We start from the raw sequence: 20,676 nt of genomic DNA on the forward strand, positions 1-20,676 counted from the left end.
TCCTTTGGTCGTACGCCGGCCGCGCCCGCTGCGCCGGATTCTCGCTCCAGCCGGCACCGATGCCGCACCCGGCGCACAACACCGTCCCATTCCATACGCACCCGTAGCGAGGAATGGCAACAGGTGCGTGCGGTACACTTGGGGGTTCACGAATTCACGATGTCGACACACCCGCGGGGTGTGTCCCCCCGGGAGCGCTAATGAACTGGTTGAACGAAGTGCTGCACAACGATCCGAACCCGCTTGAGACGCAGGAGTGGCTCGAATCGATCAAGGCCGTCATCGACGTCGAAGGCCCGGAGCGCGCCCATCAGCTGCTGGAAGGCATGGTCGAACAGACCCGCCGCGCCGGCGCTTACCTGCCGTTCTCGCCCACCACCGAGTACGTCAACACCATCGCACCGGCCAACGAGGCCAAGAACCCCGGCGACTCCGCGCTGGAGTGGAAGATCCGCTCGATCATCCGCTGGAACGCCATGGCCACCGTCGTGCGGGCCAACCGCAAGCCGGGCGACCTGGGCGGCCACATTGCCTCGTTCGCCTCCAGCGCCACGCTGTACGACGTGGGCTTCAATCACTTCTGGCGCGCGCCCAGCGACCAGCACCCGGGCGACCTGCTGTTCATCCAGGGCCATAGCGCCCCGGGCGTGTACGCCCGCGCCTTCCTGGAAGGCCGCATCAGCGAAGCCCAGCTGGACAACTTCCGCATGGAAGTGGACGGCCAGGGCATCTCCTCCTACCCGCACCCGTGGCTGATGCCCGAGTTCTGGCAGACCCCCACCGTGTCGATGGGCCTGGGCCCGCTGGCCGCCATCTACCAGGCGCAGTTCATGCGCTACCTGGAAAACCGTGGCCTGATCGAGAAGTCCGACCGCAAGGTGTGGTGCTTCATCGGCGACGGCGAGTCGGACGAGCCGGAAACCCTCGGCGCCATCGCGCTGGCCGGCCGCGAAGGCCTGGACAACCTGATCTTCGTGGTCAACTGCAACCTGCAGCGCCTGGACGGCCCGGTGCGCGGCAACGGCAAGATCATCCAGGAGCTGGAGGGCGTGTTCCGTGGCGGCGGCTGGAACGTCATCAAGCTGCTCTGGGGCGGCTACTGGGACGCCCTGCTGGCCAAGGACACCGACGGCGTCCTGCGCAAGCTGATGATGGAAACCGTCGACGGCGAATACCAGAACTGCAAGGCCTTCGGCGGCGCCTACACGCGCGCCAACTTCTTCGGCAAGTACCCGGAGACCGCGGCCATGGTCGCCGGCCTGTCCGACGACGACATCTGGCGTCTGAACCGTGGCGGCCACGACCCGCACAAGGTGTATGCCGCCTACCACCAGGCCGTGAACACCAAGGGCATGCCCACGGTGATCCTGGCCAAGACGGTCAAGGGCTACGGCATGGGCTCGGCCGGTGAGGCGCTCAACCCCACCCACCAGACCAAGAAGCTGGACGACGCGGCGGTCAAGCACTTCCGCGACCGCTTCAACATCCCGGTGACCGACGCCCAGCTGGAAGACGGCCAGGTGCCGTTCTACCACCCCGGCGAAGATTCCCCGGAAGTGCAGTACCTGAAGGAGCGCCGCAACGTGCTGGGCGGCTTCCTGCCGTCGCGCCGTCCCAAGGCCAGCAAGTCGTTCGTGGCGCCCACGCTCGACAAGTTCGAGCGCCTGCTCAAGGACAGCGGCGAGCGCAGCTATTCCACCACCATGTCCTTCGTGCAGAGCCTCAACATCGCCCTGCGCGACAAGGAACTGGGCCCGCGCATCGTGCCGATCGTGGCCGATGAGGCGCGCACCTTCGGCATGGAAGGCATGTTCCGCCAGATCGGCATCTATGCCCCGTTCGGCCAGAAGTACAAGCCGGTCGATGCCGATCAGCTGATGTATTACCGCGAAGACCAGACCGGCCAGGTGCTGCAGCAGGGCATCAGCGAGCCGGGCGCCATCGCCTCGTGGATGGCCGCAGGCACCAGCTACTCGGTGTCCGACGTGCCGATGCTGCCGTTCTACATCTACTACTCCATGTTCGGCTTCCAGCGCGTGGGCGACATCGCCTGGCAGGCAGCGGACATGCGCACGCGTGGCTTCCTGCTCGGCGGCACCGCCGGCCGCACCACGCTCAATGGCGAAGGCCTGCAGCACGAAGACGGCTTCAGCCAGGTCATCGCCGGCTCCATCCCGAACGTGCGTAGCTACGACCCGACCTTCGGCTTCGAAGTCACCGTCATCATGCAGCACGGCATGAAGGCGATGATGGAAGACCAGATCGACGAGTACTACTACATCACCCTGATGAACGAGAACTACGCCCACCCCGGCATGCCGGACGGCGCAGCCGAGGGCATCATCAAGGGCATGTACCTGCTCAAAGACGCCGGCAAGCCCAAGAAGGGCGAGCTGCGCGTGCAGCTGCTGGGCAGCGGCACCATCCTGCGCGAGGCCATTGCCGCCGCCGAGCTGCTGGACAAGGACTTCGGCGTCACTGCCGACATCTGGTCCTGCCCCAGCCTCAACGAAGTGCGCCGCGACGGCTATGCCGTGGAACGCTGGAACCGCCTGCACCCGGAAGCCGAACAGCGCAAGCCCTACGTCACCCAGCTGCTGGAAGGCCGCCAGGGCCCGGCCATCGCCGCAACGGACTACGTGCGCGCCTTCGCCGACCAGATCCGCGCCTTCGTCCCGATGACCTACACCGTCCTCGGCACGGATGGGTTCGGTCGTTCGGATACGCGTGCCAATCTGCGTCGGTTCTTTGAGGTCGACCGTTACTACATCGCGCATGCGGCGATTGCCGCGCTGGCGAAGGATGGCAAGATGACCGGCAAGGATGTAGCCCGGGCGATCAAGCAGTACAAGATTGATCCTGAGAAGGCGAATCCTGTTGGGGTTTGATTTGTCTGATTATTCGTAATACAAGGGCGATCATCTGATCGCCCTTTTTTTGCCCAGGATTAATCGGAGTCAAGGAATGCTCAGTAAGGATGAGGAAGCTGCAGTTTCGTTGGCTATGCGCCAAGGTCAGCGCGAAGCGGTGGAGGCCGTTAGTAGGTATCTTGCGGTCGACCATTTCGGATCGTCCTTTTTGGCCGTACTGCCTACTGGAGCGGGCAAGTCGGGTCTAATAGCCACCATCTGCCAATCGCATAGCAGTGGGCCTATACTCGTTCTCAGTCCACGTGCTGCTGTATGCAGTCAGCTTGCGGCAGATATTTCCGGTAAATTCTTCGCTGAGCGAGGCGTGGCTGTTGATTCACTTCGCGAGGTGGATAGCTTAGACGGTGAGCTAAAGAGCGACTGTGTTTACGTTGCTACATTCCAGAAGCTAATTCGAATGGATCCTGTCAGGTTTGAGGCGCTCAGCAAAAGCTGCTCCCTGCTGATAGTCGACGAAGGGCATTCAGAGCCCGCGCCTCTTTGGGGGAAGGCGGTTCGAATTTTCGGATGCCATAAAGTCATTGTGACTGCCACGCCCTACAGGAATGACCTGTTCCAGTTCGATATTGGTATTGACTCCACGTATTGTTACACATTCAAAAATGCCATTGAGCATGAAGTTATTGAGCTTCCTGAGTTCTTGCAATGTGAAATATCGGATGAGATTGCATGCATTTCGGATTTTCTGATTGATAATCCTGCTGCAAAAGTTATTGTAAAAACAAAGAGTCTTAGCGACCTTCTGCTAATCAAGCAGAGAATAAATGAGGCTGGCCTGAAGAGCCTGGCGATTCATCAGCGACTCAAGGATGACCCTGTTGCAGGAACCTTTAGTTCTGTTCCAATTGGCCTGAAGGATATGGATGTTCAGGTAGTAATTCATCAACGTAAGCTTGATGAGGGAGTTGACCTGCCGTCAGCCAAAATGTGTGTTCTGACATACCCGGTGGCTAGTGGTCGAGAGCTGGTGCAGACCGTTGGAAGAGTTGTGCGAAAGTATAAGGGTATTAAGCCGGTCATAGTCGATTGCAGTTCGTCAAGCAACGCGAAGCTCTGGAAAAACTATCTAGACTTTGATTCTTATATTTCAACCCCCATTGGATGGAATAAGTTTGTGAAGTCCCTAGATACGGCAAGGTTGATCGAGAGCTACCTTGATACCTTCCCGGACTACACTTACTTGGGTTCAAGCTTCAGGGAAAAGTTTGACCTTTCAGGTTTGGACGTAGATCAGGATATTAAGATTCCAACGGCATCGGTTTGCTTTCTTGCAGTGGAAGATGGCTTCACAATTGAGTCGTTTGCCGACGCGATGTTGTGGCGGCTTCACCAATCCGGTGAGCTGTCTAGGTCGTACGATTCCGCTTATGGGTTCAAAGTAATCACTTCGATCAAGTTTGAGAGTTCGAAGTACCTAAAAAGCAAGCTCCTATTTGAGCCGTCCCTGGAAATCATAGTCGCAAAGCGGATTGGAAACTACCTGGCTATCTTCGATAGCCGTTCAATAAATCACGCAGAAGATAGTGCCTTGGGTACGAAGCAGCCAGTTGCTTCAGAGCGGCTGTTTAATCTTTCTGCGCGCGGCAAGTACACTCGTGTGAAGGAGACTCACGCAAAATCGATTAGTACCTCGCGCAAAAGGCCAGAAAGAGTGTCGCATGTAGGTCCGGAGCTTACTCCCGCATTTTCTGGGCAGTCCGCGGCAAGTTATGCGCTATCTGTTGCTAGAGTTGACAACATAGACTTATCCAATAGGGTGGAAAGCAGTTACTACCTAAGTGCCGGGTCTGGCCGCATTGCTGATCAGCGATCGAGCTCGTTTAGCTTGAACAAGTTGTCGGACTGGCTCGACGAAGTTGCATCCGTACTAGATGAGGATGCAGCGCCATTGGGCCCTGTTATTGGCGCTTTTGCATTGCCTATTGATCCAGGAGCAGTGAGCGGGCCGTTGTCATTGACTATTGATTTTACCGATCTTCCGCCAGGAGCCCAAGTTGGCAGAGGTGCAAAGTTTGGAGCGCTCGATTCTAGTTTTCTTTTCCAAGAGTGCTCCGAATGGAGTGTAAATATTGGGGGGGCGATTCTAAATTTTGAGTACTCCGAGGATCAGCGGAAGATTGTATTCAGCTCGAGCCGTCCCGTTGAATTAGTCCTCCCGGGCGAGCCGACTAAACCCCTCGTCGATGATATGAACAGAAGGTCTGTCAAGATCCTCTTCGCCGATGGAATTTCCTACGTCGATGGAAAGTTCTATAAGTCTGCTCTGCCAACGGCAGCGGGATTGCGGTTGGCCAGTACCGTGATCGGTAGCTCCTTCTATCCAATCCCTGAGCTCCAAAATCCCGCGTTAAGCGAAAAGGGAAGAATGGAAAAAGAGGAGTATGTCGAAACGTCTGCAGTGAATTTCGACCCGGATTCAGTCTTTCATCTCATCGATAATATCGCGCATGGTCGAGACCCAAAATTTTCTTCTGTCCAGTACGGAATTATTAGTAAGCTGGTTCCGGATATTGATCTTGTTATTTGCACTGACATGGGGACGGAGGCCGCTGATTTCGTCATCTCTTCCCCAAAGGCGCTTTGCTTCGTTCACGTAAAGTGCGGAAAATCTTTACGGCCTAACTCACCAGCCGGTGCTCTTGCTGAGGTTGGATCTCAGGCAATTAAGAACATAGAATATTTGGTGTCTTCGGATGAATCCCTAGCTTTTGGGAACGAGTTACGGATCGCTCAGCCTTGGCCGAGCATGGGGTCAGTAAAGCGGCTTAATCATCGGCTTCGATTTATTGCTAAAGATGGGGTTGAGCGCTCGATTCCTACAACGCCCAAGGCGTACTCGAAACGACTTATTCAAGCCATTCAGACAATTAAGGAGCGTCGTCGATCTCTCGGGTGTAGGAAAGAGGTGTGGATAGTCGCAGCTAACTCGTTCTCGTATAAATCCTTCGAGCGGGAGATGTCGAAGGGGGCCAATGCCAAGGCTGAATCGCTACAGGCTTATCAGCTTTTAGACGCTTGGTTGGCCGTCGCTAGTGCAAATGACATTGAACTGCGGTTGATGGTGTCGCCTTAGTTTCGATGCATCCATCTATGCAGGGTGAAGAGGAGCTAATCCTGTGAAATCGAGGGGCGGGCTAAGCCGGCCCCTCGTTCCATTCTCAATAGCAGTCGCAAAAGCGAATAACGGGGTCAGGTTCACTGATCAGGCGATGGTGCTCTGTTTGCGCGGCCGATGAGCGGGCCTTATGCCTGCAAAGCGGCAGGTCTTGGCTCGATCATTGCGCGGAAGGCGTCGTGGCCCAGAGCTCGCTGCTGTTGTGGATCGGAGGCGGATGCTAGTGAGCAGGTCGCTGGAGAGGGCTTCATCGAGCTGAGCGTGTTAAGCGTTGAATCTGACAAGACATACTTTGTAGCGACCGGCCTTCCCATAGCATGTCGTGGCGCCCGTGGTGGCCGTTAAATAGCCCTATGTAGTTGCACCACGCTGCTGCATCAGCTGCTCCGAACCGTCTTATTGCGGGCGTCGCGGCAGGCAAGTGCACGTGGTTGTCCGTCAATACTTAGGGATTTTAGTTAGCAGCCTGTGGCGTATGGTGCCCGGTGCTGAGCAGGTGCAGGCAGCGCACTCGGTGGCCATAAGAATAGCGAGCATACAAAAACGCCGCCCTCGGTTAATTAACTAAAACATTTCTTGATCTCAGCGATTTGATTGATGTCCGGGCCTCTATGCCGTCCCTGCTAATAATCCGAACTGCCTGGAAGTCTCTATCATACAAAGCAAATTTTTCGTCTGTAGATGCTACTATGCGCCCGCGCGCAATACGTCGATCTGATTTCCAAAACTCTGTGTCCTCGTTAGAGGCAGAGCTCAAGAATCTCTCTTGTTGTTTTAATGCTTTGATATTTCCCGCGCGTTCGCCAAAATATCCTGGGAGAAGTAGTATGAAAAATCCGACAAAGAAACATAGCGTCGCTAGATACATTCCAAAAGTTGACCCCATTATCGATAGGAGTAAATTCTTCAGTAGAATATGGCGACGATTTAGCCAGTCGGATAATGTGGTGTTGCGTTTTACGGGCAGTTTAATTATGAAGATGCTCAATGCAATTCCAATAAATATCCCTAATGCACGGCTCCAGGGGAAATCTTCAAGAAGGCCGGTGCCGAGAGTGATGATCGCTTCATAACCTGCGATTATTTTTAAGTCTCCAGCTTGGGGTGAGAAGCTTTCGTCCAAGCCCCACTTATCTAGATACGTAATGGTAGCAACGTGTCCGCAGGCATGGAGAAGTATTCCTGTAAGTGTGCATATGGCCAGAAGCGCACCAGTGAACATTGTGACTGTCGTGCTGAGAGAATTGATGGAGCGTTTTTGCCTAGGAGTATTCATTGTTGTAATTAATTATTTGGGTTGTTATCCGGTAGCGCGGAGGTTGCTACGAGATAGATCAGATTTACATTTAAAATGAACCGAAATGTTGTTGGTGTGTAGATTAAATGCGGTACACTTCGTAAATGGTGGCAGGTCATAATGATAAAAAGGCATAAAGGGGACTTGTGCTCCGTTATCGAGTAAATGAGTGGGAAGGCTAATAGTCATCAGACACTCATGCGTGGTGCTGGCCTCCTGTTGGCTCCATGCCAGGTCCTGCTGTCGTATCTGCGTTTGTTCCTGGACGATAGCTTGGTTGGCCGCTTGTAGCTTTGCGTCCGACTGCTCCAAAGGCATCTGAATTGCTTGGTCGATAGAGACGGCTGCGCGTTTGTATAACGGGGTCAGGTTCACTTACTTATCGACGGCGCTTTGCTTGCGTCGCCGATTGAACCAAGTCTATGCGCCGGTTGCTGCTTCATCCTTTTCTTTGTTCTTCAATGCCATGTCGAGCAAATATTCGTAGGTCTGAAGCTTGCCCCTAGCCGAGTTGTTACCCAGCACGCCATCCAAAAGAATAGCACAAAAATACCAACCATCGCTGTCATTGGAGACATCGCTAAAGGATTTCCGATGTCCCTCCTTAAGTAGCAATCGCTTGAACTAGGTAAGAATATCTCTGAATTCCTGCGTAATAGTCATCACTCCCATTTCCGGGCCATATCGCCTGATTTCTCGGATTTTCGGCTCGATCTCATCCCAAATCTCAACGATCCTGCGGAAATACTGTTTGCCCGCATCGTCTTTGTTGATGATGGAAAAAAGGATTTCCGGATCGACCGGTCTTTCGTCGCTATGCCGGCCCAACCAGAAGATAGCGCCGATATAGGCAGCGTGGCCGATTAATCCGACCAATTCTCTTCTGTCTATCATATGGTGGGTCACCGATCTGACCGGATGCCAGTCAAGAGTCTCGACAATGTGTGGAATCAATAGCTCCAACCTTCGAACAGGATGTGGATGGCTTCCCTCTGGCAGTTGTTGTGCATCCAAGTGCTTGTTATCCAAGAAGCGATAAAACAAGCAAGGAAGCATTGCGGCCAGAAGGTAGGTAGTTCCCAAGAAAAATTCGAGATCACAGCTGTTTTCCGAGTCTCTGAAAGCATGTCTGAGTATTTCGGAAATAGACAAAGTAATTGCCTCGAAATCTGCAGCTACCTCTGTTGTGTGTGATACCTCCGAATCGCGGGGGCTCAAGGCTTTGCTAAGACTGCCGTTGGCTTCGCTAACGAGGGTGATACCTGTTGGTTTGTCCGAATAAATTTCGCGTATATATCCGTGTTCCTGTATCAGATGGCCGATTTCATGGAAGTAGATCCAGGTAATTCCGGCAATGAACATGTTGGATACAGCTGCCTGTCGATCAAAGCAAGCGAGAGCAGACGGATGTTTTCCAGTAACTTCCTCGAGCATCTTGATAATGGGTAGATCAAGCTCGTCCTTGAAAGTTGAGAAATCGTAAAAGTCCTCGGCATCTCTGTATGTGCAAATAGCCAATTCATAGCTGAAGCATATCTTGTGTACAGGAGGTTGGCTCGGACACGAGTTGCTTTCCGCCCAAGCGACAAATCCGGGTTGAGTGGACCACGAAAACGTCAACGACGACATCGGATCCTTATAGTGCTCTTCATTTAGATCGCGAGTTATGGCGGATAAGACGTCATGCGCAAGATTACATATGTCCTCGACTGAGGCTGACTGTGTAGTGCGATTGCTATCTGTGGACATTGCGCGCTCCAAGCAGATCCTGTGGTTAGTAAATTAATCTAGCATGACAGGTATAGATGCAGGAGGCAGATTTGGTCTGAGTGTAGGCTCAATAACGGGGTGATCAATAAAGGGGTCAGGTTCACTTATCAATCGACGGCGCTCGGCGTGTGTAGCCGATGCGCGGGCTTGACGCCTGGAAATAACGGGGTCAGGTTAACTTATCAGTCGGCGGTGTTCGGTTTGCGTGGCCGATGAGCGGGCCTGACGCCGGCAAAGCGGTGGGTCTTGACTTCGATCATTGCGCGGAAGGCGTCGTGGCCCAGGGCTCGCTGCTGCTGCAGATGAAGACGAATGCTGGTAAGCAGTTCGTCGGAGAGGGCTTCATCGAGCAGAGCACGGTAGGCGTTGGATCGGGTCGCTGCCAAGCGCAAGCCAACAGGGATGTGGTGTCAGTGCGGAGTACCTGCGCTGGCCTAGGTTAGCTGGGCAACTGGACCAGCGATACGCCGCCGGGTTGTCGGTCAGGCGAGCACGCACCGGATTGAGCTCAATGTAGCGATAGCAGCGAAGGACGTAGTCCGCACTGTCCACAAGACACGCTTTGTACCGCCCTTCCCATAGCGTACCAGTGCGCCCGCGGCGGCCATCGAACAATGCGACATAGTTTTCTCCAAGCCGCTGCATCAGCTGCCCGATTCGTCCCGCTGCAGGTGGCGTGACTAGTAAGTGCACATGGTTGTCCATCAAGACGTAAGCGTGCAGCTGACAGCCTGTGGCGTGCAAGGCCTCATGCATCAGGTGCAGATAGCGCAATCGATCGCCATCATCCAGAAAGCAGGGCAAGCGGTTGTTCCCGCGCTGCACGATGTGCTGCGGGATGCCAGGAAGGTCGATGCGTGGAAGCCTGGCCATGGGACAAGACTCGCAGCCCGGCGTTGGTGCTGATAGCGGGGAAACCCTCCCGAAAGCTGAGGCCGTAGCCTGAAATTTGGCTAGGAAGTGAACCTGACCCCGTTAGCGACCCCGTTAGCGCCCGATACCTTGATCGCGGCGTTGCCGGCGTCGACGACATGTCCGCCAGTCGTCTATCGGTTGGGAGCATGGGGCTGCGGTAAGAATAGGCAAGGGTTGGGGGCGCTATTGAGTAGCTTTGTAGTGGCAAGGCCGGCAGAGATTCCAAGAGCAATCATGATCACTGCGGCGTACTGGCGACGCGATCCAGGGTTCACTGATGCGGGTATCTCTTTACGTTGCGTCCTCCTGGTAAGCATGTCGAGCTGTCGGGCTGCACTGTCCCAATCATTGCAATGAACCAGAACCTGATGCACTTCATCGGCATCATTTATCTGCACTCTGTACAAGCGCTTGCTAGTCTCGTACTCGATTCGAGATTCAGTGAGCATCAAAGTGAGCGAGTCGCAAAGTATCTTGTCCGTACCCGAGTAGAGGATTTCCATGGAGTGAGCGCTCCCATTGGGCCGTGCAGAAAAATGCTGGCGGCTCGAGTGAATAGTGAGATAGGTAGCTGCATGACCGGCTGAATGTCGCGGTCACGCATTTTATTGCTAAGACTAACGCGGGCAGGTTGAACTGACCCGCGAGCACAGAATTTAAAACTAAGGCGAAAATTTTTCTTCTGTATCCACGTAAACCAGCAAGACCTCTTCGCCCGCATAGGGTACGGTGACTTTCGGCGTCCAAAGCTCGGCTGGTGGGATGACAGCTTTCGCCATGGCGTCGCACCTAGCACTAATGCCACATCTGCGGATGGCAATGCGCAAGACGCCGCGGGTACTTAAAAAATCAACGCCGGGAGAATAAAATTTGCTTTCCGCCGGCATGTGATAGGTGATTTGGAGCGAGTTGGATCCTGCCTTTGCAACTTTGACCGGCTGCACATCAATCTTCCTGTAATCAGAGCGCATACTTACTTCTGCAGAAGCAGTCGAGATTGATAGCGAAAGTAGTGCTGTCCCAAAGATGAGCCTAATTTTCATATCTAAGTTCATGCCAAGGTTTGGGATCCGTCTAGAAACGTTAGCACCTGCCACCTCGGCAAGCCAAAAGCTACCGCAAACGCCGGAAGCGAGCTACTTGCCAAGTGTCTGAATACTTACGTGTTGTCTCTGCTTGGCTGGTCGAAAGGCTGCTATGACCAGGTCAATCAGACTTGCAGCCTTGGTGCATCCTGCTTTTGATTCTGCTCCTGAGTTTCAGCACTCATCGCGAGTGCACGTGTCTGTTCGGCGGATTGCACGCGCGCTTGGCTTTGCTCAACCGAACTCTCCACCGCATCTGCCGTGCGCATTTGCTCACGGTGGTACACGGAGGTGGATGGATCTCCCTGGACCAGGAAAACGTACTCGCCGGCGGCTGCCCGGGTGCCCGCTTGGCCAAGCACCACGTTGTCTACACGTTCTAGACCCTGCTCTTTGGCAAGGGCATACAGGCTCCAGGTCATACGGTCACTTGCCGCATCGGGAACACGATTCAGCGAATGATCGATCCGATGTACGCCATCCTGGATTTGAGCAAACATGGGATCGCTAGGCGATGGAGCCTGCGCGCTGAGCTTGAAACCATCCGATGATCCACGCGACGGCGCGGCCGGATCCTGTGGTACCAATGGCTGCCCACTCGTAGGAGGCGCGATTTTACGATCGTCCGCATCGAACCACTGCTTGCCGTCAAACCTGTATCCGCTGCGTACCGATGCCGCGCCGACGTCTTGATAAAGGTCTTCCCCGAAATCCGGGGCGTTGACTGTCTCACCTTGTGCGTTCTTCGGCAGAACAGGTTGAACGCCGCTGGCCTTCAGCAAGTTGCTGACAACACCGTTGCTGTTGTTGTACAGCGGAGAATATTCCAGTTGTGCGTGATTGATCTGATCCCCAGCCTTCAGGGCAGACTCAAGTTTTGTGGATAACTCCTGGTCAGAACCGCTCCAGGCAACGATGCGCTCGTGGCGCTCGCCCGGTGCGGGCCAGTCTGGTGCGGTGACTGTCGCTTTCACGATGTTGCCCTTGGCATCCCTCGCAAGAGCCGGCTCGGAAGGATCCAACTGGTTCAAAGGTACTGGCTCGTAGTTGCCGTCTTGTTTGAGCCGGTACCCAATTTCATAAGGGGCAATGTAAGGGGCTGCTTCAACTCGAATGTGCCCAAACTTCTCCGAGCCAAGAACTGTGCTCTCGGCAAAGTTTGCCAAGTCATTTCCCTCGGCTCTAGTGTCGGGTCCCCCACGTACTACCGTCTGGCTGCCGTCGGATTTCTGAAAGAGCAGGTAAAGATGGCGGCGGTCACCAGCAACCTCGCTTGCCCCCACCAAAATTGTTGCCTTCTTCTGCTCATCCATGACTTATTCCTCAATATCTTGCGGAGCTCGATTCACTACCAGTTTGCTCAAGTAGATTCCGTCAGCAGAATGAAAGCCCACCATCCAGGTAACCGGCACAGCTGGCGCTGTCACCGATGGCTGCGCCTCTTTCACGACAGGGGAAAGCGTGCACATCATTGACGCTTTGTAACCTGCGCCAGGAGAGTTCAGCGCTTGGCAGCGAAATCCAAGATCCTCAAGGTTCTTCTGCGCAGTCGTAAGCGGTGACCCGATAGGATTAGCGGCCTGAAGCTCTTGCCTCGCCTTGGCGGCAGACTGCTGAGTATCAAAGCTGGGCCGTGAGTCTTGCTGCATGGCAGAGCACCCTGGTATGAAGAAGAGACTAGCGGCTACTAGCAGTGCTAGAGAACTAAGGTTGCTGCGAGGATTCGTTTGCATGATTTGACAGCTCCAACGCAATCACACAGATGGTCATCCATGCGTAGCTCGGTTGCAAGTATGCGCCCCCAAGAGATAGCGGAGCTATGAAGTTACAGGGGCAGGGTGACTTGGCCTGACCTCGACTGGCCCCCAATCTTATGCGTCAGCTGCTGCTGCGCCTTTCTCTTTGCCTTTTAGCGCCATGTCGAGCAAGTATTCATAGGTCTGCAGTTTACCCCTGGCCGACGTGGCAACCCAGCAGATCATCCAGAAGAACAACAGGAAAATACCCACGATTGCTGTCAATGGAGACATCGCCAGAGGATTGCCACCAGCGCGCAGAACCAGGAAGAGCGATGCCGCAACCGGCAGAAGGCCTAGCTTGTCGATGCTTCCAGCCAATAGCGCAATGCGGCCCGCACGGCGTGTATGGCTGTAGCGAGCGTGATCCAGCATGACTTGCAAGGTTGCTGCCGGATACCCTTGCAGCCAGGTCACCTCCTGCATAAATTGCTCTAGCTGATGATCAGTGCGCATTGCTTGATCTAATGTCCATCGACGCAGATCACTCGCGATCCCGTAAATGCCGAGCAGCATCAGGACGCCCAATGCTACTAATGCAACCCGGAGGCCGGCGGTTGCTACCTTTACTAGCAACTGAGGCGGAACACTCGTGAAGCTGAGGAATGATGCAATCAGCGTCGAAGCGATTGCCAACGCCATGACGATGCCTGCGCCGCGCACGAGGCGGCTTGGGCTGGCGGTATCTGCTGGAAACTCCGGTAGCGCGCTGAGGCGCTCTTCTAATGCCTTGAAAGTCAAAGGCACGACCGGTGCTACGCCGCTACTTTCCATGACGCCTGCCATCGTTGAGTGATACGGCAAGATTAGAGGTGTCTGATCTATACGACCAGGTGGAAACGTTGGGACAGTACGAAAAATTTTCTTCTAGTGCGCCCGATGCGTAGCGGGTCTGTGATCTTAAATATCTGAGCACACGGGCTGTGCATCCGTGCTTTTTGGATCTGCCTTTTAAGAACAGATGGCGACAGTTGACATCGCGATCCGTGCGCTGCAATCTCCAAGTCAAGGAGCGTCGAAACTCCTCACACAGCGGTGCCCACCTCCGTCAAACCGGTGGGTTTTTTGTGCCTGCATCCTGCAGGTACAAGCCGACGCAATGCCTGCGTCGGGAGGGCGGCTAATACAACACCCGCAAGGGGAATACGCCCGCCGGCTGTGTGCGGTTTCGAACCTCCCGACATCCCGTCGCCGTTGGCGGCGGTTCTTGGGTCGTTCCAGGAGGGCGTTGCCATGTCTACCGCACCATCCACGCCGGCCCCGGTGCCGGGTTATCTATTGCCAGCCTCCGCTCACCGCCTGCTGCTAGATGTAGGCGGGATGCTGCGCCAGCTCGCCGCACGCGCAGCTGTTGAGCAGGCGAGCGCCCATTGCGCGCATCCGCTTAGTTGCCAGCCCGCTGTGCTGCCGCACACCTCGCGCCGCCGGTTCGTACACAAGGCCGTGGCGTTGCAGCAGTGCGTCGCCGCATCCATCACCCGCCACCAGCCGGAGGCGCCATGACACGCCGCCGCCCACCCACGGCATCTGCCAGCGTACGGCCCACCCGCACGCGTACGCGCCCCGCGCCGCCCAAGCGGGTGCAGTGGGTCGTTGTGGAACCCGACCGCACCAAGCTGCCACCGATGCTGCCGCCCGATCCGGACGCCTCCCCGCAAGGCCCCGGCACGCTACGCGCACCCCGCCGCGCCCGCCGCCCGCGCCAATGCACGGTCAGCTACACCCATTACCCCGGCGCCCACGACCACGCCGGCGACCAGCACGTGCCCCATGTCCGCCTCAGCGGCCTATGGCTGGAACAACTGGGCTTTGCCATCGGCACCAAGCTGCGCATCACCGCCAGCGAAGGGCAGCTGTTGATGGAGGTATTGCCGCCGGTGGAGGTGCCGGCCAAGGCGCGCAGCGTGCGGCGATGATGGTACGGCTGCCAGACCCCTTGCGATTGACCTCGGTGCCGGATGCCACTAGCGTCGCAGCCACACCAGCGCACAACGGACGCTTCATGATCGCGCGCCCCCTCTACGCCTTGCTCGCCACCCTCGCTCTGGGCGCATGCGCCCACACGGCGGCCACCCCAGCCCCGGCAACCGTCACGGAGACATCTGCCATGAGTTCCTCAGCCAATCACGTACCTGCAGATCCTTCCAAAGGTGGACCACGTACCGCGCAGGAAGCATTGGAGCGGGTACTGGAGCTGATTCGCACAAGCACCAGTATTGAATCGTTCACTGCCGACCATGTGTCTCGAGCAATGGGCCAGTCGGTACAGCATCGCGGTGATGGTTCCGGGCGGTTCGGTGCCAGCGGAGTGCTGACCCGAGACTGGAACTACGGGTTTGGTGTCAACAAAACTGAAATAAAGGGTGCATGGTTCGAGTTCCTGTTCCTGCCTAATCCACCAGAAGTGTCTCCGTCTATGTCGGATATCTGCCAGATCGACTTCGAGGCATTTGCGGCGCACCTCGAAAAAATGGGTTTCTCGCGACAACGCAATCTTGTCGAAGATGGGCGATGGATGAGCGATATCTTTCAACGCCCAGGGATGCGCGTAGAGCTCTTCCCGCGTGGAGAGGCTGACGAACCTTTAGCGCGCACCACTCATCAGTGCGTCGAGTGGGTTCAAATTCGCTAGTCCAAGGAGCGGACATGTTGAGCCAAGAAGCAAGTGCTGTGGTGGCGTCATTCGGTCAGCAACCAGGTGTCACACGTGAGCATCTGGACAACTTCAACCGGGTCCTGAACGATTCGCCCGAGTTGACCCGCCAGATCAACGAGGCGGTGCAGAAAAAGGTGCTGAAAGGCTTCGCGCCGTTAAACGATCCGCATGCGGGAGGCACCTATGATCCACGCGATCAGAAAATTCACCTGCCGCTTGCAGCGCTGGTGAATGATGCCAACGGCAAGCATGCAGCAGCAGGCGATTTGACTTTCGTCTTGGGACATGAAATTCAGCATAGCCTTTACAGTCCCACTGCTGCGCTTGCGCGGGAACAGTTCAAAACAGAGGCAATAAAAATCGCCCGTAGCACGCACGATTACACTGCTGCTGGCGAGAAGGTACTTGCCAGTAACCGTGCGGACGAAGCAACGGCCGAAATAGCCGGATGGAACGCTATCGTGAGCGCGGTTAAGAGTCGTAACCCTAATCCTACGCTTGAAGATGTGTACCTGTTTGCGGATGGTCGGGCCAGAGATTTCGTCACGCGCAGCGGTTATCCAAGTGTCTACACGCCGAAGGCAAACCTGACGTTCAATAGCGACCTGACGTTGTCGCCCACGGCGGGTAATGTCGAGGCAATGGGAGTGAATTACTTCGACAAGTCGGTCAAGGACACCCGTATCGGTCATGCGGGCCAGTCCGACTACGTCAACCATTACGGTCCGTGGGTGGTCGGCACAGCCGCCATCTACGAGCGACACTACAACAAGTCAAAGCCCGGCGAGCCGGAGCAGCCAATGATCCTGGACATGCAGCGCCTGGGATTCAATGAAGAAATTTTGGAGCACAACGGCATTGACCTGGGCAGCGACACCCGTCCCATGCCATACCTGGACAGTAGTACGCAGCCGCCAACCCCTGGGCTCTTCCAGCACAGCAAGGACACTCACCTGCACGTCTCGCCGATTTCTGCCCAGGCGCTGGAGCAGGAGCTGCGAGAGCGCGACCCACAATCGCCACGTTCCCCGGCGCAGACGCCTTCACAGCCAGGCCACCCAGACCACGCGCTGTATCAGCAGATCAAAAGTGGTGTGATGCAGCTCGACGCCCAGCACGGCAAAGAGTGGGATGGGGCAAGCCAGCGCATGACTGCCAGCCTGCTTGCGCTGGCCAAAGAGGAAGGCTTGTCGCGGGTGGATCATGTAGTGCTCAACAACCCCACAGGTCAGCTGGCCGGCGGCGAGAAGGTCTTTGTCGTCCAGGGCGCCCTCAACGACCCGGCACACCAGCGTGCACACATGCCGACGGTGGACGCCGTGCAGGCACCAGAGAGCCAGTCGTTCGACCGTCTGCAGGCAATCAACCAGGCTCAGGCCCAGGCACGCGAACAGCAGCAGGCGCTGGAGCAGTCGCAGCAAGCTGTTACCCAGACAGGACCATCAATAGCGCGCTGAGATATTCCATGTCGTCGGTATTGCTGTCACTGAGTGCGACTGACTTGTCTATTGTGTCGTTGATCCACCTTCACAGAGCTGTAATCAGATGGGCGACTACTCAAATCCAATGTAATTGTCTGATCGAAATCTCCAGGACTTCCTCGGCAGGCGTGGGCCGGAATTCGCTAGATGGGGGCGTCGCTATTCCTGTAAGGATGCGTGCGCTTTGTGCTTCTGGTAAAACATCGCTTTACCGCTGGAAGGGGCCGCGCTGTATGCCATTCGCTATCTTCCCTCATTACTTTTCGGCATCGGCCGCAGTGGTTGTTGCCACCTTTGCAGGATGCGCCATGAATGAGCCACCGATTTCAAAGGAACAGTTTTCCGAGCATGTTGTGGCGCTGCTGGCCGGCAAGGATTCGGCTGTGGTTGAAGCCGGCAAGCTGACAACTTTTGCTTGGAAGCGGCTGTGCTTCGAGCGCGATGACAGCCTGTTGCTGAAGTTCGACCGCGACGGAGAAACATCCGTGCTGCCGTTGCCTTATGAAGAGTTCTTCGTGGATGAGGGACATGTTGCCAATTCACTGGAGGACAGCTGCGTCTCGCCATCAGACCACATCCTGATAAAGAAGAAGTATCCGGGCTATCAAGGGCCTATCGAGTTTCAGAAGGCAGCGCAGGGAGGCTAAGCCATGGTCGATATCACCGATCCGAAGGGTGCCAAGCGTCAGATTGAGCAGGAAGCCTATCGGCACTACGAACAGCTGAGCGGCATCACCTTGGCAAAGCGTCCCGATGGCAGTTTCCAATCGCAAGGGCACAACGATGAGCTCGATGCCTTTCGACATGCGTATACCAGCGGCCGTGTCACCCAGCTTGCGTTAGGTCAGCAGTGGATCGCACGCAGGTTCGGAGATGATGCCGAGATTGGGCCAGCCCATCCAAATGATCCCTACGAACATCGCATGGATCTATGGAACAACGAAGCCGGTCGCCGGCTCGGCGATCAGACCTCCGGGCAGGATGAGCTGGCGCGACAGGCCTACACTGCCCTGCGCCAGGGCGATCTGGCGACCGGTTTGAACGATCCGCGGCTCAGGCAGCTGTTTCCCGACGATCCACGCTTGGCGCGGCCCCAGGGAGATCCTCAGCGTGATCTTGTGACCAGCGGCGATGTTGACCGGATCAACAAGGATGTATCCCGCTTGCAGGACCAGGCGCGTGACAAGTTCCCAGACACGCATCCGGATCGTGCGTATTTCCAGACGTTGCGTGGGCAGCTGCCGGCATCCGTTTCCGATACCAAGGTTGCCGAGGTCATGATTGCCGCAAAGCAGGCCGGCGTGGAACGGGTCGACCAACTCGCCGGCGCCGTGTTACGTGACGATCACATCTTCGTGGCTGGAAAGACGCCGGGATTTCGGGCGCAGGTGGACGCAACAACTCCGGCACCCGATATGCGCCAGAGCCTCTACACGGCCGACCAGCAGAATGCTGTCCACGCCTATGACCAAGCGCAGTCGCAAGCTGCACCACAAGCCCCTGCACCTGCACGTTAGCCGGCCCACGGTGGCCTAGTGGGCGGTTGGAGATTGTCGCGTGCTACCCGATGTCTTTCGTATCCCCGCCTATCGGTCATGGCTAGTCCTTCTTTTGCCTGGCTAGCCCTTTTTTGCACAACCCAATATTGGTTCTAGCTGCGCGGACGATTGCCAGATAGCGATCGGCAAGGGCCGGCGGCCAGTTGTCCGTCACCGCATCGTCTGGTGACGCTGTATCTTCAGCGTAGTCGTGCAGCGTTTCCAGGCACTGCGTGTACTGGGAAGTCTTGTACTGGGTGATTGCCAGGTCGTTGCGCATATCTCCCTTCTCGTCCCATTCCAGTGTATGCCCGCACTGGGTCAGGATGGGAGACAGTGTAGAGAGTGCTGCTTGGTAGTCCTTGCGATCGTAGTGTTGCTGAAACACCGCGCGCGTGCGGGCAATGGCGTTGCGGTCGCAGCCTGTCGTGGTACGAAGGTAACGCGCCTCAAAACCGCCGTTATAGCCGCACAAGGTTTTGCATTCCATCGGGGTGGGCGTTGTGACGTCGATGCCTTCGGCGACTGGTGAGAACTGAACCTTGCAGCCTATAGCGCCAGCTTCATCCTCTGCGCTGCCTTGCGTGCCGCGGACGGCGCCCTGCAGTGAACACATGGATTGGCCGGTGGTGCTTTCCACGGAGAATCGGAGCGCGCCATTGTTTTCGGTCAGCAGCAACCGGCCCCATCCCGCGTCTGTAATGTATTCACCTGGCTCAGGCGGCCTGGCTTCCACATGCTGCGCAACGGCAGATGTATGGGGAGCTGCCGTCAATGCGGTTGGCCCAGGCTTGCCGATGGTTGACTGTGCCGCAATTGGCGCGGCGATGAGGGTGCCGGCAAGCCCTGCGATCATCCAGGCGGTACGCATGAGGTAGTCCATTACGTTGGGTTTCCTTTGCTTTTATGCGTGTGGCGTAAATTGGCTGCCTCGGTCTACGCGGCATCCGAATCCGGATGGCAGCTTGCCCTGATTCCGTCATCTGCACTGCAGACGATAGTCTGCCCGTTTCGCCTTGCATCTGCCGTATGTATGTGCCTGCTGACCGCAATGTGCGGGCTCAGTTGCTCTCGTCCACATGCATTGGCCCATTGCCCGCTTCGTAGCAAGCCGCGTATCCATTGTTCGCAATTGCTGCAGCATTCCGCTTGTTGTTTGCATGGAGTGCGCCCAAAAAAAGCGTTGTAACCGTGCGATGCCGCGGGCAGGACTGCGCTTGCAGCGACCAGGTGTGGAGTGCGTGGTGATCTCGACCGAGGCTGATTAACACCCACAACGTAGGGGGTTAGCATCGCTTGCCGTCATAGAGGAAGAGGTGGGGCTGCGGTTCGGGGTGCGGCGCCCACCACCCACTCTCCATCTTTCGGCTGCACTGCTCATGTTCAGATCCACTTGCATGACCCTCGCGCGCGCGTTGCGCTGGTGCGTCGTGTCGCAAGATGCGTGGGGGAGTTGGTGGGCAGCGGCACTTGGCCGAAGGCGCGGCGATCACGATGAGCTCGCGTGACGGGCCGCCCATGGCGCGCGGGCAGCCGTCGCTCGCCGAGAGGGACCGTCTCCGCGCCGAGTTCGACCAGGCATTGGCCGCACTGCATGCCGAGCTGTTGGTGTACCTGCGCCGCCGTACGCGCGATGCCGAGACCGCTGCAGACCTGGCACAGGAGACCTTCTCGCGGATGATGGTGTACCGCGATGCGCCCAACATCGGCGACCGCCGGCTGTTGATGTACCGCATTGCGCACAATCTGGTGATCGAGCTGCGGCGGCAGCGTCACCGGCGGCTGGCGGCGCAGCATGTGTCGCTGGATCAGGTGGCGCCGATCAGGGCCGACGAGGCCGGCGTGGACGAGATTGCCGATGCGCGCCAGACACTCGATGTGCTGCTCAAGCGCACCTTGCTCGAGCTGCCGCCAAAGTGCCGGCTTGCGTTCAAGCTCAGCCGGTTCGACGGGCTCACATATCCGCAGATCGCCGCGAAGATGGGGATTTCCACCAAGATGGTGGAGAAGCACATCAGCCGTGCGCTGCTGGCGTGCCGCGCGGCGGTGGGGGAATTGCCGCAGTAACCGGGCTGCAAGGCGGTTGGCTGGCG

General features: G+C 56.6%; 17 protein-coding genes. 8 read left to right on the forward strand and 9 right to left on the reverse strand.

Annotation, left to right across the window (positions count from 1 at the left end; all coding sequences use genetic code 11):
- Positions 1-200: 200 nt before the first annotated feature.
- Both aceE and ACCQ10_RS03125 read left to right on the forward strand, forming a co-directional pair.
- The gene (gene aceE / locus ACCQ10_RS03120) at positions 201-2,888 is read left to right on the forward strand and encodes a pyruvate dehydrogenase (acetyl-transferring), homodimeric type (RefSeq protein ID WP_024937855.1); all 2,688 of its coding nucleotides are present in this window, start codon (positions 201-203) and stop codon (positions 2,886-2,888) included.
- A gap of 76 nt (positions 2,889-2,964) precedes the next feature.
- Positions 2,965-6,003 carry a DEAD/DEAH box helicase gene (locus ACCQ10_RS03125; RefSeq protein WP_372362183.1) on the forward strand — a complete coding sequence of 1,013 codons (3,039 nt, stop codon included), beginning with the start codon at positions 2,965-2,967 and terminating at the stop codon, positions 6,001-6,003.
- A 598-nt stretch (positions 6,004-6,601) separates the two neighbouring features.
- On the opposite strand, the gene ACCQ10_RS03130 is transcribed toward ACCQ10_RS03125, so the two are convergent.
- The 8 genes from ACCQ10_RS03130 to ACCQ10_RS03165 all read right to left on the reverse strand — a co-directional run bounded on the left by ACCQ10_RS03130 (position 6,602) and on the right by ACCQ10_RS03165 (position 13,682).
- Complete coding sequence (locus ACCQ10_RS03130; RefSeq protein WP_372362184.1) at positions 6,602-7,267, reverse strand: hypothetical protein; 666 nt, start codon at positions 7,265-7,267, stop codon at positions 6,602-6,604.
- 78 nt (positions 7,268-7,345) lie between these two features.
- Positions 7,346-7,717 carry a hypothetical protein gene (locus tag ACCQ10_RS03135; RefSeq protein WP_372362185.1) on the reverse strand — a complete coding sequence of 124 codons (372 nt, stop codon included), beginning with the start codon at positions 7,715-7,717 and terminating at the stop codon, positions 7,346-7,348.
- Between the two features lie 249 nt (positions 7,718-7,966).
- Positions 7,967-9,091 (reverse strand): hypothetical protein, encoded by a 1,125-nt coding sequence (locus ACCQ10_RS03140; RefSeq protein ID WP_372362186.1) that lies wholly within the window; start codon positions 9,089-9,091, stop codon positions 7,967-7,969.
- A gap of 203 nt (positions 9,092-9,294) precedes the next feature.
- Positions 9,295-9,504: a hypothetical protein gene (locus tag ACCQ10_RS03145; protein WP_372362187.1), complete on the reverse strand. Its 210-nt coding sequence runs from the start codon at positions 9,502-9,504 to the stop codon at positions 9,295-9,297.
- Complete coding sequence (locus ACCQ10_RS03150) at positions 9,455-9,985, reverse strand: transposase (RefSeq protein ID WP_372362188.1); 531 nt, start codon at positions 9,983-9,985, stop codon at positions 9,455-9,457. The genes ACCQ10_RS03145 and ACCQ10_RS03150 overlap by 50 nt, the downstream gene beginning before the upstream one ends.
- Before the next feature lie 704 nt (positions 9,986-10,689).
- Positions 10,690-11,082 (reverse strand): hypothetical protein, encoded by a 393-nt coding sequence (locus ACCQ10_RS03155; RefSeq protein ID WP_372362189.1) that lies wholly within the window; start codon positions 11,080-11,082, stop codon positions 10,690-10,692.
- Between the two features lie 155 nt (positions 11,083-11,237).
- On the reverse strand, positions 11,238-12,425 hold the full coding sequence (locus tag ACCQ10_RS03160) for an XVIPCD domain-containing protein (protein WP_372362190.1): 1,188 nt from the start codon (positions 12,423-12,425) through the stop codon (positions 11,238-11,240).
- Positions 12,426-12,983: 558 nt separating this feature from the next.
- Entirely contained in the window at positions 12,984-13,682 is a 699-nt protein-coding gene (locus tag ACCQ10_RS03165) for a hypothetical protein (RefSeq protein WP_372362191.1), read from the reverse strand.
- 725 nt (positions 13,683-14,407) lie between these two features.
- Between ACCQ10_RS03165 and ACCQ10_RS03170 the strand changes: the two genes are divergently transcribed.
- From ACCQ10_RS03170 to ACCQ10_RS03190, 5 genes are all read left to right on the forward strand, one after another.
- Positions 14,408-14,824, forward strand: a complete 417-nt coding sequence (locus ACCQ10_RS03170; protein ID WP_372362192.1) for a SymE family type I addiction module toxin — start codon at positions 14,408-14,410, stop codon at positions 14,822-14,824.
- A gap of 86 nt (positions 14,825-14,910) precedes the next feature.
- The gene (locus tag ACCQ10_RS03175; protein ID WP_372362193.1) at positions 14,911-15,540 is read left to right on the forward strand and encodes a hypothetical protein; all 630 of its coding nucleotides are present in this window, start codon (positions 14,911-14,913) and stop codon (positions 15,538-15,540) included.
- Positions 15,541-15,554: 14 nt separating this feature from the next.
- The gene (locus ACCQ10_RS03180) at positions 15,555-17,021 is read left to right on the forward strand and encodes an XVIPCD domain-containing protein (RefSeq protein ID WP_372362194.1); all 1,467 of its coding nucleotides are present in this window, start codon (positions 15,555-15,557) and stop codon (positions 17,019-17,021) included.
- Positions 17,022-17,353: 332 nt separating this feature from the next.
- A complete protein-coding gene (locus ACCQ10_RS03185; RefSeq protein WP_372362195.1) occupies positions 17,354-17,692 on the forward strand; it encodes a hypothetical protein in 339 nt (112 codons plus the stop codon).
- A gap of 3 nt (positions 17,693-17,695) precedes the next feature.
- Positions 17,696-18,562: a DUF6973 domain-containing protein gene (locus ACCQ10_RS03190; protein WP_372362196.1), complete on the forward strand. Its 867-nt coding sequence runs from the start codon at positions 17,696-17,698 to the stop codon at positions 18,560-18,562.
- An 82-nt stretch (positions 18,563-18,644) separates the two neighbouring features.
- Here the strand turns inward: ACCQ10_RS03190 and ACCQ10_RS03195 are convergent, their stop codons facing one another.
- Positions 18,645-19,466 carry a hypothetical protein gene (locus tag ACCQ10_RS03195; RefSeq protein ID WP_372362197.1) on the reverse strand — a complete coding sequence of 274 codons (822 nt, stop codon included), beginning with the start codon at positions 19,464-19,466 and terminating at the stop codon, positions 18,645-18,647.
- 611 nt (positions 19,467-20,077) lie between these two features.
- Between ACCQ10_RS03195 and ACCQ10_RS03200 the strand changes: the two genes are divergently transcribed.
- A complete protein-coding gene (locus tag ACCQ10_RS03200) occupies positions 20,078-20,650 on the forward strand; it encodes an RNA polymerase sigma factor (protein WP_372362198.1) in 573 nt (190 codons plus the stop codon).
- The last annotated feature ends 26 nt before the right edge of the window (positions 20,651-20,676 follow it).

This window comes from Xanthomonas sp. NCPPB 1325 (genome assembly GCF_041477645.2).
Lineage (GTDB): Bacteria > Pseudomonadota > Gammaproteobacteria > Xanthomonadales > Xanthomonadaceae > Xanthomonas > Xanthomonas cannabis.

Bases quoted from the DNA above. Each gene is read 5' to 3' on its own strand.
- aceE (WP_024937855.1), top strand. From the start codon at position 201: ATGAACTGGTTGAACGAAGTGCTGCACAACGATCCGAACCCGCTTGAG.
- ACCQ10_RS03125 (WP_372362183.1), top strand. From the start codon at position 2,965: ATGCTCAGTAAGGATGAGGAAGCTGCAGTTTCGTTGGCTATGCGCCAA.
- ACCQ10_RS03130 (WP_372362184.1), bottom strand. From the start codon at position 7,267: ATGTTCACTGGTGCGCTTCTGGCCATATGCACACTTACAGGAATACTT.
- ACCQ10_RS03140 (WP_372362186.1), bottom strand. From the start codon at position 9,091: ATGTCCACAGATAGCAATCGCACTACACAGTCAGCCTCAGTCGAGGAC.
- ACCQ10_RS03150 (WP_372362188.1), bottom strand. From the start codon at position 9,985: ATGGCCAGGCTTCCACGCATCGACCTTCCTGGCATCCCGCAGCACATC.
- ACCQ10_RS03155 (WP_372362189.1), bottom strand. From the start codon at position 11,082: ATGAACTTAGATATGAAAATTAGGCTCATCTTTGGGACAGCACTACTT.
- ACCQ10_RS03160 (WP_372362190.1), bottom strand. From the start codon at position 12,425: ATGGATGAGCAGAAGAAGGCAACAATTTTGGTGGGGGCAAGCGAGGTT.
- ACCQ10_RS03165 (WP_372362191.1), bottom strand. From the start codon at position 13,682: ATGGAAAGTAGCGGCGTAGCACCGGTCGTGCCTTTGACTTTCAAGGCA.
- ACCQ10_RS03170 (WP_372362192.1), top strand. From the start codon at position 14,408: ATGACACGCCGCCGCCCACCCACGGCATCTGCCAGCGTACGGCCCACC.
- ACCQ10_RS03175 (WP_372362193.1), top strand. From the start codon at position 14,911: ATGATCGCGCGCCCCCTCTACGCCTTGCTCGCCACCCTCGCTCTGGGC.
- ACCQ10_RS03180 (WP_372362194.1), top strand. From the start codon at position 15,555: ATGTTGAGCCAAGAAGCAAGTGCTGTGGTGGCGTCATTCGGTCAGCAA.
- ACCQ10_RS03185 (WP_372362195.1), top strand. From the start codon at position 17,354: ATGAATGAGCCACCGATTTCAAAGGAACAGTTTTCCGAGCATGTTGTG.
- ACCQ10_RS03190 (WP_372362196.1), top strand. From the start codon at position 17,696: ATGGTCGATATCACCGATCCGAAGGGTGCCAAGCGTCAGATTGAGCAG.
- ACCQ10_RS03195 (WP_372362197.1), bottom strand. From the start codon at position 19,466: ATGGACTACCTCATGCGTACCGCCTGGATGATCGCAGGGCTTGCCGGC.
- ACCQ10_RS03200 (WP_372362198.1), top strand. From the start codon at position 20,078: ATGAGCTCGCGTGACGGGCCGCCCATGGCGCGCGGGCAGCCGTCGCTC.